Origin of the sequence: Anaerococcus hydrogenalis (assembly GCF_002871895.1) — a bacterium.
Classification (GTDB): Bacteria; Bacillota; Clostridia; order Tissierellales; family Peptoniphilaceae; genus Anaerococcus; species Anaerococcus hydrogenalis.
This window is the reverse complement of record NZ_PNHP01000001.1, coordinates 309426-326899: the sequence shown is the minus strand read 5'-3', so window position 1 is coordinate 326899 and position 17474 is coordinate 309426. Positions and strand designations below refer to the sequence as shown.

Below are 17474 nucleotides of genomic sequence, written 5' to 3'. Positions count from 1 at the left end.
TTTAAAAATATTAATATCTTTCTTGAACTTTTTCTCTTTCTTTAAATGTACCTAATAATTTGAATACTGCTGTTACTATTACTAAAACAAAAAATGTTGGTAGTAACCATGATAATCCTTCTTTATATAAAGGTAGAGATTCAACCAATCTTGTAAGAAATCCTAAACTTATTCCAAAAGATTTATTTAATACTTCTACTAAAGGAAGAAATACAGAAACAACGGCAGCAAACATATAAGATTCTTTTGAATAATTTACAAAATCATGGCTTATACCCATCACTATTAAAACTAAGGCTACTGGATATATAACTGTTAGTAATGGCACTGAAAATTCTAACAATCTATTAAGTCCAAAGTTTGCCATTAAAAATGAGAATAAAGTCCAAACTAAAACCCATTTTCTATAAGATAATTTGTGATTAAATAAGCTTTCAAAATATTCTCCACCACTTGTTATAAGTCCAACACAGGTTGTAAGACAAGCAAGGGTAAATATTGCTGCAAGTAAAACTATTCCAAAATTTCCAAATACACTTTTTACAGCGTATGTTAATATTACTGCCCCATTTTCAGCACCAGCAAGTTTTGATGATCCTATCATTCCAACACTTGCAAGCATAGCATAAACTAAAAATAAAACTGCTCCTGCAACAAATCCTGCCTTTATTGTATAATTAGTAACTTCATTTTTATCTTTTATTCCAAATCTTTTTATTGCTTGTGCTATTACAAAACCAAAATTTAATGCTGCTACAGCATCCATTGTGTTATAACCTTCTAAAAATCCCTTAACTACAGGAGAATTATTATATTCTCCTACAGGAGCTGCTATGTTTTTATTCATTGTCATTACTCTTAAAAACATGAACACTATCATAAGTAAAAGAGCAGGAGTTAAATATTTTCCAACTCTTTTAACTAGTTTATTAGGTTTTAAACAAATAACCAATGCTAAGCTAAAAAATACTAAGGTATATAAAAATCTTGCTAGATTCATATTAAAACCTTCTGGTACATAAGGAGCTATTGCCATTTCAAAAGGAACAGATCCTGCTCTTGGTATACCAAGTCCTGGTCCTATTGATAAATATATTGCTGTTGTAAATACTACAGAAAATAAAGGAGAAACCCTATTTGAAAGATTAGTCAAACCTTCAGTTTTTCCTACAACTATAGCTCCCATAACTGGAAACAAAACAGCAGTAACGCAAAATGCTAATAAAGAAATAAATGTAAAAGTTCCTGCTTGGTTACCTAAAAGTGGAGGGAAAATTAAGTTTCCAGCTCCAAAAAACAAACCGAATAGCATTACACTAACTTGTAAAAATTGACTTCTTGATAATTTTTTCATTCTATCCTCCAAAAAATTTATTACAATATTTATTCATTAAAAAAGTCCCTTGTCTAAAAATTAGACAAAGGACGAAAATTCCGCGTTACCACCTTTATTCTTATATAAAAAATAAGCACTTCAAGCATCAAACAATGCCGGGTTTTGATAACGCCAACCATGGCGACATATCTTACTTTAATTCAGACATGCAAAAGAAAAATGATTTTCGAACTTATTTCAAAGGATGGATCTCACCAAACTCCAACTCTCTGTGCTTTTCCACAAGCCTACTCTTTTTTTCGTAATTTTTATAAATAAATTATTGTTATGATTATTATAAGACCTGTTTTTAATATTGTCAAATATTTTTTTATAAATTATCATTTTTTTAAATAAAAATTGTTTAATTGCCTTGTCAAACAATACTTTTCACATAAATTTGGCAAGGATTATCTTTCGACCAAATCTCATCAATTACTTCAAATTTTCTAAATCCCAAAGCTTGATAAAATTTATTTGTTTTATCATAACCATCATCTATTCCTTCTTTTAAAGTTTTTACTTGAACAAATTCATATTCATAATTTTTTAAAATTTCAATAGATTTTACAAATAAATTTCTTCCTATATTTTTTCTATGATAATTTTTCAAAACACCCATTACAAATATTTCAATAGTATAGTCTGATGTTTTTTTATATACAATAAATGCAATATTTTTACCATTTTTACTTGCTTTGAAAAAAATATAATCTTTAGATTTTTCTACATAATTTTTTACGGCAGCCTCATCTTCAAACCATGGTTTTAAATCATTTAATATGTAAGACGAGATACTTTCTTTTTCTAATTTATTTTCAACTAACTCTACTTTCATAATTTCTCCCTTATTTATTATATAATATTTTAAATTTATTTAATATAAAAAATCTGTTAAAATTAGTAAGAAAGGATGTTTTATGTATATAGTTAGAAATATTAAAATTCCATATGAATTGGATAATTATGAAAATTTAAAAAAAGCTATTGAAGAAAAAATAAAAAGAAAAATTGATACTTTTAAAATTTATAAAAAATCAATTGATGCAAGACGTGGTATATTTTATGTTTACCAAGTTTTGGTCGACTGCGATATTGATAAAAAAACTATAAAAAAATTAAAAAATGATATTGGTGAATTTGTTGAAGAAGATTTAGATTTATCGAATAAAAATAAAATAAATTCTGCTGTAATTGTAGGTTCTGGACCAGCTGGGCTTTTTTGTGCCTATGCACTTTGTAAAAATGGTGTTAAAGTTACTCTTATTGAAAGAGGAGAAAAAATTGAAGATAGGGTAAAAACTATAGACAATTTTATTAAAAATTTAAAATTAAATCCAGAATCTAATATTCAATTTGGTGAAGGAGGAGCTGGAACTTTTTCTGATGGTAAACTTACTTCAAGGTCAAAGGATAAAAGATCTAGGGAAGTTTTTAGAATTTTGGTTGAAAATGGTGCTCCAGAAGATATTTTATACACCCAAATGCCACATGTTGGAACAGATCTTTTAAGAAAAGTTATAATAAATATTAGAAAAAAAATTATTGAAATGGGCGGATCTTTTCATTTTAATGAAATTTTTACGGATCTAAATGTTGAAAATGGAGAGATAAAATCTCTTATTACAAATAAAAGTGAATACCAAGCAGATGAATATATACTCGCCTTGGGAAATTCTTCTCGTGATACTTTTATAATGCTTGATAAATATGTTGATATTAGTCAAAAAAACTTTGCAGTCGGATTTAGGATTGAACACTTGCAAAAAGATATTAATTTTAGCCAATATAAAATAAATGACGATAGACTTCCACAGGCTTCCTATGCCCTTAAGTATTTTGATAGAAGTAAAAATATTTCTGTCTATACTTTTTGTATGTGTCCAGGAGGCTATGTTGTTCCTGCATCAAGTGAAGAAAATAGGCTTTGTGTAAATGGTATGAGTTATCATGATAGAGGAAATTATAATTCGAATTCTGCAATTGTTTGTGCTATTGGACCAGAAATTTTGGGTCATGATAATCTTGCTGGTATAAAATTTCAAAGAGAAATTGAAGAAAAAGCCTATAAACTTGGTGGAGGTGATTTTATAGCTCCTGTTCAAAAAGTTGGAGATTATATTAATGGACTTGTTTCAAAAGATTTGGGAGAAATTAAACCAACTTACAAACCTGGATATAAGTTTGCTGATTTAAATGAGATTTATCCAGAAAAAATCAACGAAGCTATAAAACTTGCCCTAGTTGATTTTTCAAAAAAAATTAAGGCTTTTTCTGATGATGATGCAATTTTAACCGGAGTTGAAACAAGGACTTCTTGCCCAATTAGAATTGAAAGAAATAAAAATTATTCTACATTAAAATTTAAAAATTTAAGACCGATTGGTGAAGGTGCAGGATACGCTGGCGGGATAATATCATCAGCTCTTGATGGTTTAAAATGTGCTATTGAAATATTAGAAAATTAAGATGGTTCTTACCATCTTTTTTTGACTTCATTGAATTAAATTGCTAATATTAAATTAGCTTTAAAGAAAGGAGAAGAAAAATGAACAATAATATTAAGAATAAAGAGGAAATTTGTAACTTGTAAGTGAGGAAAAGCTCCTTGACTTACTACAACAAGGAGGATGCCGTTTAGGCTTTTTATGAAAGAATTAAAATATATTTTTAGATCAATGGCTAAGTATGAGCCAAGCATGTATTTATTAATCATACTTTACTCCATATTTATAGGCTTAAAACCATTTATATGGATTATTTCGCCTGCCTACATATTGAAAAATTATCAAAATGGACTTGATTTTATGTTAGGCTTTTTCATTTTATTATTAGTCCTATCAACGATTATAAGTTTTTTTGAATCTTTTATCATGGGTAATTACCGTATGAAAATGAATAATATTAGATATAAATATATGAATATGGTAACAAAATACGCCCTCTACCTTCCCTATGAAGAAAAAACGAAAAAATCTGAATCCGAAAAAATAAATAGTGCAAATAAGGCTGTCGACAGTCCATTTTTAGGAGCAGGTGCTGTAATGATGACTTTGCCGGAATTTTTAGCATCCCTAACTTCTATCGCAGGATTTTTGTGGATTTTTTTAAAAATTGGTGGAATAATTTTATCTTTGATAATTACTTTGACAATAATTTCAACTTATATTGCAAATAAAATTCCTAGAGAATTTTCTAAATTTTGGAATGACCAAAACGAAAACTACAATAAATTTACAAAATTAAACAATGAGTTAAGGTCTCCCTTATCAAAACAAGATATACTTATTTTTGATTTTATAAATCTCTTTAAAAGTTTTTACAAAAAGACCAACCAAGATAGGATAGCATACCTAGTTAGAACAGATAAAAAAACATTTAAAATTTATAGCCTTGTAAGACTTATAAATTTTATTAGAGATGCTCTTATTATGTATTGGCTTATTACAAATTTGATGAGTGAAAAGCTTGACATTGGCGATTTTTATGTTTATTTTACAGCAATTTTAGCCTTTGTAAATTTTAATAATTTGTTTATGTGGATTTTTAATGATTTTTTTGATAATCTTACAAGATTTAAACCGTTTTTTAAAATTATAAATCCTTATCAAAAATCTTTTGAAAATAAAGATTTACCAAAAAATTTAAAAATCGATTTAGTAAATTTATCATTTAAATATCCAAACTCTGATAAATATGTCCTAAAAAATATAAATCTAACCATAAACAATAATGAATCAATAGCCTTAGTAGGAGAAAATGGGGCTGGAAAATCTACTCTCGCTCTTATTCTTGCAGGTTTCTATAAGTCTTATGAAGGGGAAATTTTTATTAATGGTGAAAATTTCAAAAAACTAGATTATGATTATAACAGCTTGGTTTCAGCTGTCTTCCAAGATTCTCAAATTCTTCCATTTTCTATTAAAGAAAATATTTTATTAAATGATTCTAATAGAAATCTAGAAAAAACTTATGAGCTTACTCATTTGAATAAAATTATAGAATCTTATGACAAAAAAGATAATCAAACTTTGCTTAGAATTTTAGATGATGATGGAGTTGATCTTTCTGGTGGGCAAAAGCAAAAATTATATTTGGCACGAAGTATTGAAAAAAATTCTTCAAAACTTTTAATTTTAGACGAACCAACTGCCCAACTTGACGCTCTTGCAGAAAGAGAATTATATACCTTGTATAATGATTTAACCAAGAACAAATCTTCAATTTTTATATCTCATCGTCTTGCATCAACAAAATTTTGCAACAGGATAGTCTATCTAAAAGATGGGAAAATAAAATCTACAGGAAGTCATGAAGAACTTATGAAAAATGATTCTGATTACAAAGATTTGTACAATCTTCAAGCAAAAAATTATAAGGAGAAAGTATGAAAAATATTTTTAAATTATTAAAAAAAATAAATGAAATACACAAAAATTTCATTAATAAATTTGTAATATTTTCCCTTATTATGGGAATACTTCCTATATTTTCCATTATTGCACCAAAATTAATAATTGATGAAATATATGGACAAAAAAGATTAAAAATAATTTTTATAATCGCTTTTTTAGTTTTAATTTTTGATTTGATTAGGGGATTAGTTAATAGGTTAAATGCAAATTTGCTCACAGAATCTTTTGAATCTTTTTTCGATGTCTATACTTTTAAATTAAGTGAAAAGGCTATTAAGCTTCCAGTAGAAAAATCGGATAGTAAAACAGTTCAAGATGAAATGGAAAAAGCTCATTATGCTATTTTCGAAATTTTTAAAATATATGATTTATTTGCAATAACAATAAACTCTACAATTACAGGTATTTTTTCTTTAATAGTTCTTATGAACTTATCGGTTTTTGTTGTACTTGTGGTACTTATTTTAATACTTTTAAATAAAAAAATTGTAGAGCTAATTAAGAAAAATGAATTAGATTATCAAAAAAATGATATACCTGATCTAAGAGCATATAGATTTTTTGTAAACTTTTCTCAAGACCATAGATATTTTAAAGATATAAAAATTTATAATGGAGAAGATTTTATTTTAAAAAAATCTGAAATTTTTCACCAAAAATTGGTCAAAAATTCCAGCGCATATTATACAAAAAACGGAATTTATGTTGGTCTTATGAATGTATTTTCTAATTTTTCTATACTTGGATCTTTGTTTTTTCTTGTAGTAAAGCTTATAGAAAAAGCCATAAGCCTTGCTGATTTTACTTTATATTTTAACTCATTAATAAGTTTAATAAATGCAAGCAAGGAAATACAAAAAAATTATGCCCAAGTAATTGCCTTTAATGCTCAGCTTCAAAGCTTATTTGATTTTTTAAATCAAAAAGAAGAAAATTTTGATGAGGGAAAAATCAAAAAAATAAACACAGAAAACATCACTATTAAATTTGATAATGTTAGCTTTAAATATCCAAAATCAAATGAAAATATTTTAGAAAATTGCTCTTTTGAAATTAAAAATGGAGAAACCGTAGCTCTTGTGGGGAAAAATGGTGCTGGAAAATCTACAATTGTAAAACTTTTGTGCAAATTTTATAAACCCACAAAAGGAAATATTTATTTGAATGGGATTAATATAAATGATATTGATACAAAAACATATTACAAAATTCTATCCCCAACTTTTCAAGATTTTAGATTATTTCCTTTTAGAATTTCTGAAAATATTTCAGCAAATTTGTTGGGTGAGATTACAAATTATCAAAGAGAAAAAATGGATGAATCTTTTTATCTTTTAAATTTGAAATCTTGGATTGACAAGCTAGTAAATAAAGAAGATACATTCTTAACTTTCCTTTTTTCAAAAAATTCTGTCGAACCTTCTGGTGGAATTGGACAAAAACTTGCCCTATCAAGATCAATGGTCCATGAAGGGAAATTTTTTATAATGGATGAGCCAACAAGTGCTCTTGATCCTAGAAGCGAAGAAGAAATTTTTGAAAAAATGCTAGATATTTCAAAAGGACAAACTTCACTTTTTATTTCTCACAGACTCTCTTCTACAAAATACGCTGATAGGATTATTGTTTGTGATAATAAAAAAATTACAGAAAATGGAAATCACGAAGAGCTCATGAAAGAGGGTGGACTTTATAAAAAGATGTATATAAGCCAAGCAAAACTTTATGATTAATATAATTTATTACAATGAAAGATTATTATAGTATTGTAATTTTGTTAATTTAATGTAGAATATTATTAAAATGAATGAAAGAGGTATAAAAAATGAAAAAGAAAAGCTTTTTCAATTCATTAGTTTTTAAGCTAGTGATGGGAATAATTGCTGGAATTATAATTGGAAATTTCGCAAATGAGCCAGCAATTTTGGTGGTCAGTTCTATAAAAACCATTCTTGGTGATTTGATTGGTTATATTGTTCCTTTAATTATTCTTGGTTTTGTAACTCCTGCAATTGTATCACTTAAGGAAAATGCAGGAAAAATCTTAACGGTAACACTTTTAATTTGCTATATTTCATCAGTAGGTGCAGGTGCATTTTCTTTTTTAGCAGGAAAGGCCATTATTCCTCACTTAAATATAGCATCAAACGTTGCAGGAGCTAAGGAAATTCCAGAATCAATTTTTAAATTAACAATTGATCCAATAATGCCAGTTATGACTGCCCTTGTAACATCAATTATTTTTGGGATTGCTGTAATTCTTACAAAATCTAAAACATGGGAAAATTTATTATTGGAACTTAATAATATAGTTTTAAAAATAGTAGATGTTGTTGTGATTAATATGCTACCTTTTTATATAGCTTCAACTTTTGCAGTCTTAGCTTATGAAGGAGTAGTTTTACAAGAATTACCAGTATTTTTAAAAATTATTTTAATTGTTATTGTAGGACACTTTATTTGGATGACACTCTTGTACACCTTGGGTGGAATTTTTTCAAAAACAAATCCAAAAGAAGTTTTTGGACATTATTTACCAGCTTATCTTACAGCTTTGGGAACAATGTCATCAGCAGCAACCCTTTCAGTTGCACTTAAATGTGCTGGAAAATCAAAAACTTTAGATCCAAAAATTAGAGATTTTGTAATTCCACTTTGCTCAAACACCCATCTTTGTGGATCAGTTTTGACAGAAGTATTTTTTGTAATGACAGTTTCTCAAATTTTAACAGGAAAATTGCCAACAACATTAAATATGATTGTCTTTATTGCTTTACTTGGAATTTTTGCAATTGCAGCACCAGGAGTTCCTGGAGGAACTGTTGTTGCAAGTTTAGGATTAATAATTTCAGTTCTAGGCTTTAACGATACAGGAACAGCCCTAATGTTATCAATCTTCGCCCTTCAAGATTCATTTGGAACAGCTTGTAACGTAACAGGTGATGGAGCTATTGCCTTAATGGTAACAGGAATTTTTGATAGGGTTCCAAAAAATAAAAATATTAAAAATTAATACTAAATAAAACATAAGAAAAAGCAAACATAAAGTAAAAATTACTCTTTGTTTGCTTTTTCTTATTTAATATTATGTTTTTTCATCTTTTCTTCAAAAATATCTGTAATTATTTTCTTAAGCTCTTTTTCTTCTTTTTCTGGTAAATCTCCGGGTTTTTTTGCTATTTGATAAAGATCCGGATATTCATTTGCTATTTTTTCAATTGTTTTTGTAGTAGAGTGTTTTCTTACAAAAAATGGAATTTTTTTGATCCATTCTTCTGGAACAAGAGCAAGTATTTTATCCCCTGCTTCCTTGTCGCTAATCTCAGCTGTAGAAAGGCCCTCTTTTATTTGGCTTTGTTCTTTATTTGTAAAATCTTTTAAATCCATCTTAACCTCCAAAATATTTTAGGATAATTTATATAAAATATTTTCATTTAAACTATACCGTAAGTACTTCCTTATAAATATACCCTAAAAAAATAATATTAATATATTATTAAAAAATAAAAATCAAAACCTAAAAAATAGATTTTGATTTTTCAATTTATGAAATATTTGGAACTTTTCCTTCTTTTCTTAATTTATATAGTTGAGCATTTGCATACTCTTCTACTTCTTTTGGAGCATGTGCTTTCTTTTTCATTTTTGTTTTTCCAAAAATATTTGTGTAAGATCCATCTGCCCAAAATATATTTCTTTTTAAATACGCTGTTAATAGAGCATAAATAGGGCTTAATAAGTTTACAAATGCAAATGGGAAATAATAGAGTGGATTTACTCCTAAAGTTTTCATTTGATAAGCTCCACAGGCTGTCCATGGAAACATTACTGCCCATAAAGTTCCTGCATCTTCTAAGGTTCTTGATAGGAAATTTCTTGAAAGACCCATCTCATCATATTTATCTTCATATAAAGGAGCTGGAACTCCAATTCCTAAAAATTGATCACACATTGTAGCATCACAGAAAATTGATGTAGCCATAGTTGTTAGAACTAGTCCACCTACTGAATTTATTTTTTCTTTTAAGTGAGCGAATAATTTTTCAACAACTCCAGATTTTTCCAAAGCACCACCAAATGATACTGCAAGTAAAATTAAATTTACAGTCCACATTTGATTATTCATCCCCCCTTTTGCAAGGGCTGCATCTACAAAGGCATTTCCTGTTTCAATTTCAGGACCATAGTGTAAAACTTCAAAAATTTCAGCAAGAGACTTAGTCTCTTGAAAAATTTGTGAAAAAATAATTCCAACAACAACAGAAATCATAACACCGGCAAGACCTTCAATTCTTAAAACGCAAACTAAAACAATAATAAGTATTGGAAGTAAAACTAAAGGGTTTAAGTTAAAATTATTTTCAAGCGAAGTTTTTATTCCCTCAGCAATTGTAGGGTCATAATTTACAACATTCGCTCTAAGTCCCAAAATTGTGTATAAAATCAATGAAATTATAAATACAGGTCCAGTTGTAGAAATCATAGCTGTTACGTGATCAAATAATCCAGTTTTTGAAACTCCAGCTGCAAGATTTGTTGTATCTGATAAGGGAGAAAATTTATCACCTATGTAGGCTCCTGAAATTACCATTCCTGCAGTTATTGCCGGATTTATTCCAAGCCCTTGTCCAATTGTCATAAAGGCTATACCAATTGTAGCTGTTGCTGTCCAAGAAGAACCACAAGCCATACCTACAAGAGCAGTAATAATACAGCCAATAGGCAAAAATAACTTTGGATTTAATAATTCCAATCCATAATAAATTAAAGCAGGAATTGTTCCACTCATCATAAATGATGAAATCAACAAACCAACAGTAAGTAAAATTAAAATAGCATCTAAGGTTGTATTAATCCTAGCAATCATTCCTGAAAGCATGTCTTTAAAAGAATGACCACAAATAATTCCAACAATACAAGCTACTACAATTCCACAAATAAGTGGCATGTGTGCCCCATCATAAACAGCTTCAAGTTTTCCATCTACTTCTTTTTTTGCAAAAACAAAAACGTATACCATTAATAAAACCATTGTTATAATTGGTAAAATTGCTTCAAAAAAAGAAGGTAACCTAATCGACTTTTTCTTTTCCATAATTGTCTCCTTTTTTAAATTATCTAATTAAAATTATATGTTAATTTTTATCATGAATCTATTCTACAATATTCGAAAACTTTTGTCAATTTTAATCTCAATTAATTTATTTTATTATCTTATTAAAGTATAGATTTAAAAAAATCACTCTGAATATTAAATCCAGGTGATTTTTCTGATTTTAAATCTTATCTAAAATTTTTTTCAAATAATATAGACCTTATCCATTAATAACTTTTAATTCCTCTACCATATTAATTTTTGAAAGTTTTATTTTTTGAATAAATTGAACTAAAATAAATAACAATATGCTAATTATTATCACGACGATATAAATTTTTAAAGGTATTTGTGCTTTAATATAGGCATCTAATTTTGACATAGATACGAACATAAAAAATTGTACTATTTTATTTATTAGTGGAATCATTAATACTTGAAAAATTATTACAAAAATAAAGATTGGGTCTATATATATATTTGTTATTTCTTTATTTTTGAACCCAAATATTTTAATGTAGGAAATATTTGTTCTCGACTTTTCTATTATAACATTAGAAATAAGTACCGTAATTATAAAAAAGAAAAATATTCCTATAACAATCATAGTATCAAAAAACACACCAAAATTATTCAAAAAATGTTCGGTAAACTTTGTAATTTCTTTTTTATCAATTTTACTTATTTCTATATCTTTTGATATTTTTAATTTTTTATCTGCCATATAAGTATTAAAAAATTCATTATCCATGCCAATTACTTTATTTAAAGATTTTCTTTTCATAAAAACTTTAAAAACATTTATTGATTTATCTACATCTTTAATTTTTAAACTTTTTTCCTTATTTTTATATGGTTCTCTTATTTTAAATTCATCTCCCTTTTTTAAGCCATATTTATCAATAAAGCCCTGTGAAACTATTGCCTCATTTTCTTTTAAAGTATCGTAAGAATTTATTTTATATTTTGATGTATTATCAATACCATAGATTTGGATTTTTTTGTCATTTAGTTCTACTAATTCAGCTTCTATTATACTTGCCTTCTCTTCTTTAATATTTTTATCTTCTCCCTTAACAAAATATGTGTAATCATATTTCATTGATTCTTTCATGTTCTCTGTATATTTTGTAAAAACAGGTCTTATTGATAAACTAATTACTAATAGTAAATTTGCTAAGAACATCCCGAAAAATAAGGCAATCAAATTAAGTTTATTGGCTGATAAAACCCTGATCCTAAATTTATTAATAAAATCAAATCTTTCTAGTTTAAATTTATTTTTTTTCTTTTCTTTTTTTAGATTTTTCCTTAGAAAATCTAAAGGCTTATAATTCAAACTTTTAGAAATTATAATCGAATTTACTAATATATAGATTAGTATTGGTATAAGGCTTGTAATAATAAAGGATCTTGGACTTAGTTTTAGTTCAAATTTTGCTAAATCAAATGAATTGTAATATAAGTTTACATATTTTTTATAAACAAATAAATATGACAATAAATTTCCCACTAAAGCTCCAGTTACAGTAATAAATAAAGGCATAGCCATATAATTTGTAAAAACTTCTATTTTCTTATATCCCAAGGAAAGTAGTGTACCAATTAGTGAGGCCTCTTTTTCAATCAAGCTTTTCATTTCTACAGCACTTGCAAAGGCAAGGGCAATAAATAAAATAATCATAAAGCTTGTCATAGTTGGTACATCCCCGTCCATATCATCCATGACATAGGAAATGTTGTGATTATCTGCTCTAATAACATAATCAATAACAAAATTGTTTTTATTAATTTTATTAACTATTTTTCTAATTTTATCTCTTTGATCTTTCTTATTAATTTTATCTAAATTATGATATGCATAAGTATATTTTTTTGTTTTTTCACTAAAACTATCAAAACCTTCTTTATTAAAAATACATACACCAAAATATCCAGTATCCATAACTAAATCTTGTCTATTTCTTAGGAGTGATGAATAATCTGGAAGGGAAACAAGCCCAACTATTTTGAAAGTTTTCCCTTCTAATTTTATTTTATCATTCAATTTTTTATTATTTATTTTAGCATAATTATTTGACAAGGCAATTTCATTTTTATCCTTTGGAAATCTGCCTTGGTGTAGTTGACCTATATTAATTTTATTTCTATTAATGAATCCTCTTAGTTTCTTATCCTTACTTTCATTTAATTCTATAGAAAAATTTTCATATACTTTTATATGGTCTTTTTTGATCTTATCCACTGTATTCTTATCTAATTTATTAATAGCAGTAAATTGACCATCTTCTACCCTTCCATTTTTTAATTCTTTATAGTATACAAATTTTACAGAATCTTGAGCAGTATAAAATGAAGCCGCAAAAGTAACTACTAGGGATATTAGTATAAAAATGGGAAAAAATCTAAATGGATAAAATCTAACTTGTCTAAAAATTCTCTTATTAATTGGATTTTTCATCACCAAGTCACACTCATTGCAGGAATTTTTTCCTTATTTTCTTCAAAACTTCTAACTAAACCATTGTGAATATTCATAATGTAATCACACATTTTTGAAATCTGAACATTGTGTGTAGCTATAATTACAGTTGAATTATAAATTTTATTTAGCTTTTCAATTAAAATTAATACATCCTTAGCACTTTCATAGTCTAAAGCTCCTGTAGGCTCATCGCATATCAAAAGTTTTGGTCTTTTAATAATTGCTCTTGCTATAGAAGTTCTTTGTGCTTGGCCTCCAGAAATTTCATTTGGATATTTATATATTTGATCTTCAAGAGATAAATTTTTGATTAATTCATCTATATCAATAGGATTATCAGATAAATAAGCCCCAACTTCAATATTCTCTTTTACATTTAAGTCACTTATAAGATTATAAAATTGGAAAACAAATCCTAAATTTTTTCTTCTATACTTTTCCAAATCTTTTTTATTCATCTTATTTAAGTCATTTTCAAAAACCTTAACAAGTCCTTGATCAATTGTTTCAATACCACCTAAAATATTTAATAGTGTAGATTTTCCTGAACCAGATGGTCCAAGCAAACACAATATTTTTCCACTTTCTAGCTTTAAATCAATACCATTTAGAGCGTTTATTTTTTCTTTACCAACACCATAAGATTTTTTTAAATTTTCAATATAAATCATAGCTTACCCCTTGATAATAGTTATCTATATCATAATTATATCACTATGAATTTTAAACTTAAATAGATTTTTATATATTTTAAAAATTTTTTTAAAATTTTATTTGTTCTTTATCAAATTTTTCCATATTAAAAATAAGCTAATTAAGCTTACAAGAATTTCTGAAATAGGATATGATAGCCAAACACCATTTAATTTGAAACTTTTGGCCATTAAAATCGCAACAGGTACTAGGACTATTGCCCCTCTCGATAGGGAAATTATCTGAGAAAGTTTTACCTTTTCTGTTGATGCAAAAAATGTTGATGTCACAATATTTATTCCTATGAAAGGACATGCTAAAAAATATAATACCAAGCCTTCACTAGCATATCTTTGTAGAATTATATTTCCTTCTTCGTTATAAAATGATGCAAATAAATCTCGTCCAAAATAAATTGTTATATAAATTATTAAGGATATAAACATTTGTGTTAACAAGCCATATTTAAAAATTTTTTCGACTTTCTCTTTATCATTTTTTCCATAATAATGACTGATTATTGGTTGAATACCTTGAGATAAGCCTGTATAAATTGCAATTACAACGAGTGAAATAACAGAAATTATCCCAAAAGCTGCAAGTCCCAAATTCCCTGAAATTCCTAAAATTAAAAGATTGAAGACAAACATAACAATCCCAGATGTTGCTTCTGTTATAAAAGCCGTAAATCCTTTTGATATAATTTCAAGAATACTTTCTACATCTACTTTCATTTTTATAAAATGAAATCCATTTTTTCTTTTCAAAATATACGGCATAATAATAAGCATACTTATAATAGGTGCAAGACCAGTTGCAAATATAGCTCCAAATATTCCCATATCAAGGGGAAAAATAAAAATATAATCTAATATTACATTTGAAATACTTCCACTTATCATGGCTATCATAGAAAGTCTTGGATTTTTATCATTTCTCACGAATGCCTGCATAATATTATTTAATAAAAAAGCCGGCGCAAATAATAGCATTACTTTAAGATAAGTATTAGTTATATCAAAAATATTATTATCAGCTCCCAAAAATATAACTAATTTCTCTGAAAATGAAAGACCAATTATAAAAAATATTATTCCTGTAACTAATGCTAATAACAAAGCAGATGTGAATATTCTATTTGCTCTTTTTTCAGAATTTCTGCTTTTACAAATTGCGTATTTTATTCCCCCGCCTATTCCATACATTAAACCTAGTCCATTTAATAAACAAAAAATGGGAAAAGCAATATTTAAGGCAGCAAGTCCATCTGCTCCAAGTTTAACAGATACAAAATATGTATCCATAAGTGTATAACAAGAAAAAGCTATTTGTCCAAAAATATTCAAAAATACATATTTACTAAAATCTTTAAAAAGATTTTTTTCATCCATAATATCTCCAATCTAAAAATAAAACACCCACCACAAATAGCCTTTGTGAATGGGTGCGTTTCAAACCATGGTAAAATTATACCACAATTTTAATCTTTAGTTTTTAAAAAAAATTTCTTAATATTTGTTATTTTTTTATTTAATAACAATAAATTTACATATTATCTTTTACTTTAACAGCAATCATTTTTGCCTTAGCTCGAATTTCTCCCCTTGCTAACATTTGCATTTCAATTATTGCTTTTCTCTCACCAAGTTCAATTAATTTTGATGATACTATAATTTCTTCATTCATTGGAGTTGGTTTTTTAAAATCAATCTCAAGTCTTGCTGTAATAAATCTCTCTATTACCGTATTTTCATCAAGGTACAAGCCTTTATTTTTGTGAGAAAAATAAGCTGCAGAAGCTGTTCCATGACAATCAAAAATCATTGCAATCATTCCCCCAAATAAATTTTGAGGGACTCCTCCTGTATACATTTTGTCTGGAATAATTTTTGCGATTACACTTTTCTCATCTTCACTTGGATATGATTTTAAATGAAGTCCCATTTCATTTTTGGGGCCACAACCCCAACAATGTTGAAATCTTTCTCCGTAGGTATCTTGAATACAAATATTTTCTTTCATATATTTCTCCTATATATTAATTTAAACTATTAATTTTATACCCACTTATGATAGCTTAATTATTGCTTATAAAAAAATTAAATATTTTAAGATAAAAAAAGTTTTGATATTAAATATACCAAAACTTTTTTTAAAAATTATTTTCCTAAAACTGCTTTTCCCATAGCATCCGTTGCAATTATTGCTGCATATAATTCATCAGGAGTCACATCTCCTGCAAGATTATGAATTGTTTCTCCTTCAACACAAGCATTTTTTGCTATAGTTTTAATTTCTTCATCAGTGCTAACTCCAAGTTCTTCTAAAGTTACAGGAAGTCCAACTTCTAAGCAAAATCCTTGTACATCTTCAAATTCTTCTTTTGGAACCCCTTCCAAAACTAATTGAACCAAAGTACCAAAAGCAACACATGAACCATGATATGCTTCGTGTCCACCTAATGATGTTAAACCATTGTAAAATGAATGGGCAGCTGCACAGTTTACATTATCAGCCCCTACTCCAGACATATAAGTGTTTGCTTCAATAATTGCATCCAAAGCTGGTGTTACAACATTATTTTCACATGCTTTTATAGCTTGAGAACCATATGCTCTTAAAGTTTCGTAACATAATTTTGCAATTGCAAGGCCTGTTCTTGTAATTCCTGTTCCTTCCAAACTTGGTGATTCCGTTCTTATAGATGCTCTTCCTTCAAAATAAGTTCCCAAAGCATCACCCATTCCTGCAATTAAAAATTTAACTGGGGCGTTTGCTATAACTTGACTATCAACCAAAACTGCATCAGGATTTGTAGGATAAAATAAATAAGAATCAAAAGATCCATCATCATTATAGATTACAGAAAGTCCAGTACAAGGAGCATCTGTAGCAACTACTGTTGGAACTATTACTATATGTTTTTTTGCATAATAAGCTGTAGCTTTTGCAGTATCAACAGCAGATCCACCACCAACTGCAACAACTGTATCAATCTTGTCATCTTCGACGATTTTTTTCATTTTTTCAATCTCGCCCTTACTAGAAATTCCACCAAAAATTTCATAGCGTCTAAAGTCATCTAATCCTTTGAAAGATTTTTCTATTTTTTCATGACAAGATTTATACCCACTATTAGAACAAATAAATAACCATCTTTTTCCCATATATTCCATTTCTTCGTGGAATTTTAACAAAGCATCCTTACCTTGTACATACTTTAGTGGTTCGCGCATAGCTCTTAATAATTTCATAAATTTCTCCTTTTAAATTTTTTATTTCCCTTTACACTTATATTATATACTTATGTATATTTTTTAACAAGTAAATTATATTCTAAAAAGATTCTTGATAAAAATATACCATGATTTGAAAATATGAAATCATTTTAATTATAAAATTTTCCAATAA

General features: G+C 27.2%; 14 protein-coding genes and 1 other annotated feature. Of the genes, 4 read left to right on the top strand and 10 right to left on the bottom strand.

The genetic code is table 11. From position 1 onward, the window contains the following. Positions 1–10: 10 nt before the first annotated feature. Positions 11–1354 carry a branched-chain amino acid transport system II carrier protein gene (brnQ, locus tag CJ192_RS01535; protein ID WP_102197507.1) on the bottom strand — a complete coding sequence of 448 codons (1344 nt, stop codon included), beginning with the start codon at positions 1352–1354 and terminating at the stop codon, positions 11–13. Between the two features lie 64 nt (positions 1355–1418). Further along, positions 1419–1648: a binding site (T-box leader), on the bottom strand. Between the two features lie 103 nt (positions 1649–1751). Then, positions 1752–2213 carry a GNAT family N-acetyltransferase gene (locus CJ192_RS01530; RefSeq protein ID WP_102197506.1) on the bottom strand — a complete coding sequence of 154 codons (462 nt, stop codon included), beginning with the start codon at positions 2211–2213 and terminating at the stop codon, positions 1752–1754. A gap of 82 nt (positions 2214–2295) precedes the next feature. Here CJ192_RS01530 and CJ192_RS01525 point away from each other — a divergent pair, with 82 nt between their 5' ends. Further along, positions 2296–3843 (top strand): NAD(P)/FAD-dependent oxidoreductase, encoded by a 1548-nt coding sequence (locus CJ192_RS01525; protein WP_102197505.1) that lies wholly within the window; start codon positions 2296–2298, stop codon positions 3841–3843. A gap of 35 nt (positions 3844–3878) precedes the next feature. On the opposite strand, the gene CJ192_RS09255 is transcribed toward CJ192_RS01525, so the two are convergent. Then, complete coding sequence (locus CJ192_RS09255) at positions 3879–4091, bottom strand: hypothetical protein (RefSeq protein WP_180960881.1); 213 nt, start codon at positions 4089–4091, stop codon at positions 3879–3881. Here CJ192_RS09255 and CJ192_RS01520 point away from each other — a divergent pair. The 3 genes from CJ192_RS01520 to CJ192_RS01510 all read left to right on the top strand — a co-directional run bounded on the left by CJ192_RS01520 (position 4024) and on the right by CJ192_RS01510 (position 8803). After that, entirely contained in the window at positions 4024–5766 is a 1743-nt protein-coding gene (locus CJ192_RS01520) for an ATP-binding cassette domain-containing protein (protein WP_180960876.1), read from the top strand. The two genes, CJ192_RS09255 and CJ192_RS01520, sit on opposite strands and share 68 nt — an antisense overlap. Beyond that, positions 5763–7523: an ABC transporter ATP-binding protein gene (locus tag CJ192_RS01515; protein WP_102197503.1), complete on the top strand. Its 1761-nt coding sequence runs from the start codon at positions 5763–5765 to the stop codon at positions 7521–7523. The genes CJ192_RS01520 and CJ192_RS01515 overlap by 4 nt, the downstream gene beginning before the upstream one ends. 92 nt (positions 7524–7615) lie before the next feature. After that, positions 7616–8803: a dicarboxylate/amino acid:cation symporter gene (locus CJ192_RS01510; protein ID WP_004816439.1), complete on the top strand. Its 1188-nt coding sequence runs from the start codon at positions 7616–7618 to the stop codon at positions 8801–8803. A gap of 62 nt (positions 8804–8865) precedes the next feature. Here CJ192_RS01510 and CJ192_RS01505 read toward each other — a convergent pair whose 3' ends face one another. The 7 genes from CJ192_RS01505 to CJ192_RS01475 all read right to left on the bottom strand — a co-directional run bounded on the left by CJ192_RS01505 (position 8866) and on the right by CJ192_RS01475 (position 17317). After that, positions 8866–9177 carry a hypothetical protein gene (locus CJ192_RS01505; RefSeq protein ID WP_004813950.1) on the bottom strand — a complete coding sequence of 104 codons (312 nt, stop codon included), beginning with the start codon at positions 9175–9177 and terminating at the stop codon, positions 8866–8868. Between the two features lie 157 nt (positions 9178–9334). After that, a complete protein-coding gene (nhaC, locus tag CJ192_RS01500; protein ID WP_102197502.1) occupies positions 9335–10885 on the bottom strand; it encodes a Na+/H+ antiporter NhaC in 1551 nt (516 codons plus the stop codon). A 220-nt stretch (positions 10886–11105) separates the two neighbouring features. Then, positions 11106–13346 carry an FtsX-like permease family protein gene (locus CJ192_RS01495; RefSeq protein WP_102197501.1) on the bottom strand — a complete coding sequence of 747 codons (2241 nt, stop codon included), beginning with the start codon at positions 13344–13346 and terminating at the stop codon, positions 11106–11108. Beyond that, a complete protein-coding gene (locus tag CJ192_RS01490) occupies positions 13346–14041 on the bottom strand; it encodes an ABC transporter ATP-binding protein (RefSeq protein WP_102197500.1) in 696 nt (231 codons plus the stop codon). Before CJ192_RS01490 ends, CJ192_RS01495 begins: the two co-directional genes overlap by 1 nt. A gap of 99 nt (positions 14042–14140) precedes the next feature. After that, positions 14141–15454 (bottom strand): MATE family efflux transporter, encoded by a 1314-nt coding sequence (locus CJ192_RS01485; RefSeq protein WP_102197499.1) that lies wholly within the window; start codon positions 15452–15454, stop codon positions 14141–14143. Positions 15455–15608: 154 nt separating this feature from the next. After that, positions 15609–16085, bottom strand: a complete 477-nt coding sequence (locus tag CJ192_RS01480) for a hotdog family protein (protein WP_102197498.1) — start codon at positions 16083–16085, stop codon at positions 15609–15611. A 137-nt stretch (positions 16086–16222) separates the two neighbouring features. Beyond that, entirely contained in the window at positions 16223–17317 is a 1095-nt protein-coding gene (locus CJ192_RS01475) for a glycerol dehydrogenase (RefSeq protein ID WP_102197497.1), read from the bottom strand. Positions 17318–17474 lie beyond the last annotated feature (157 nt).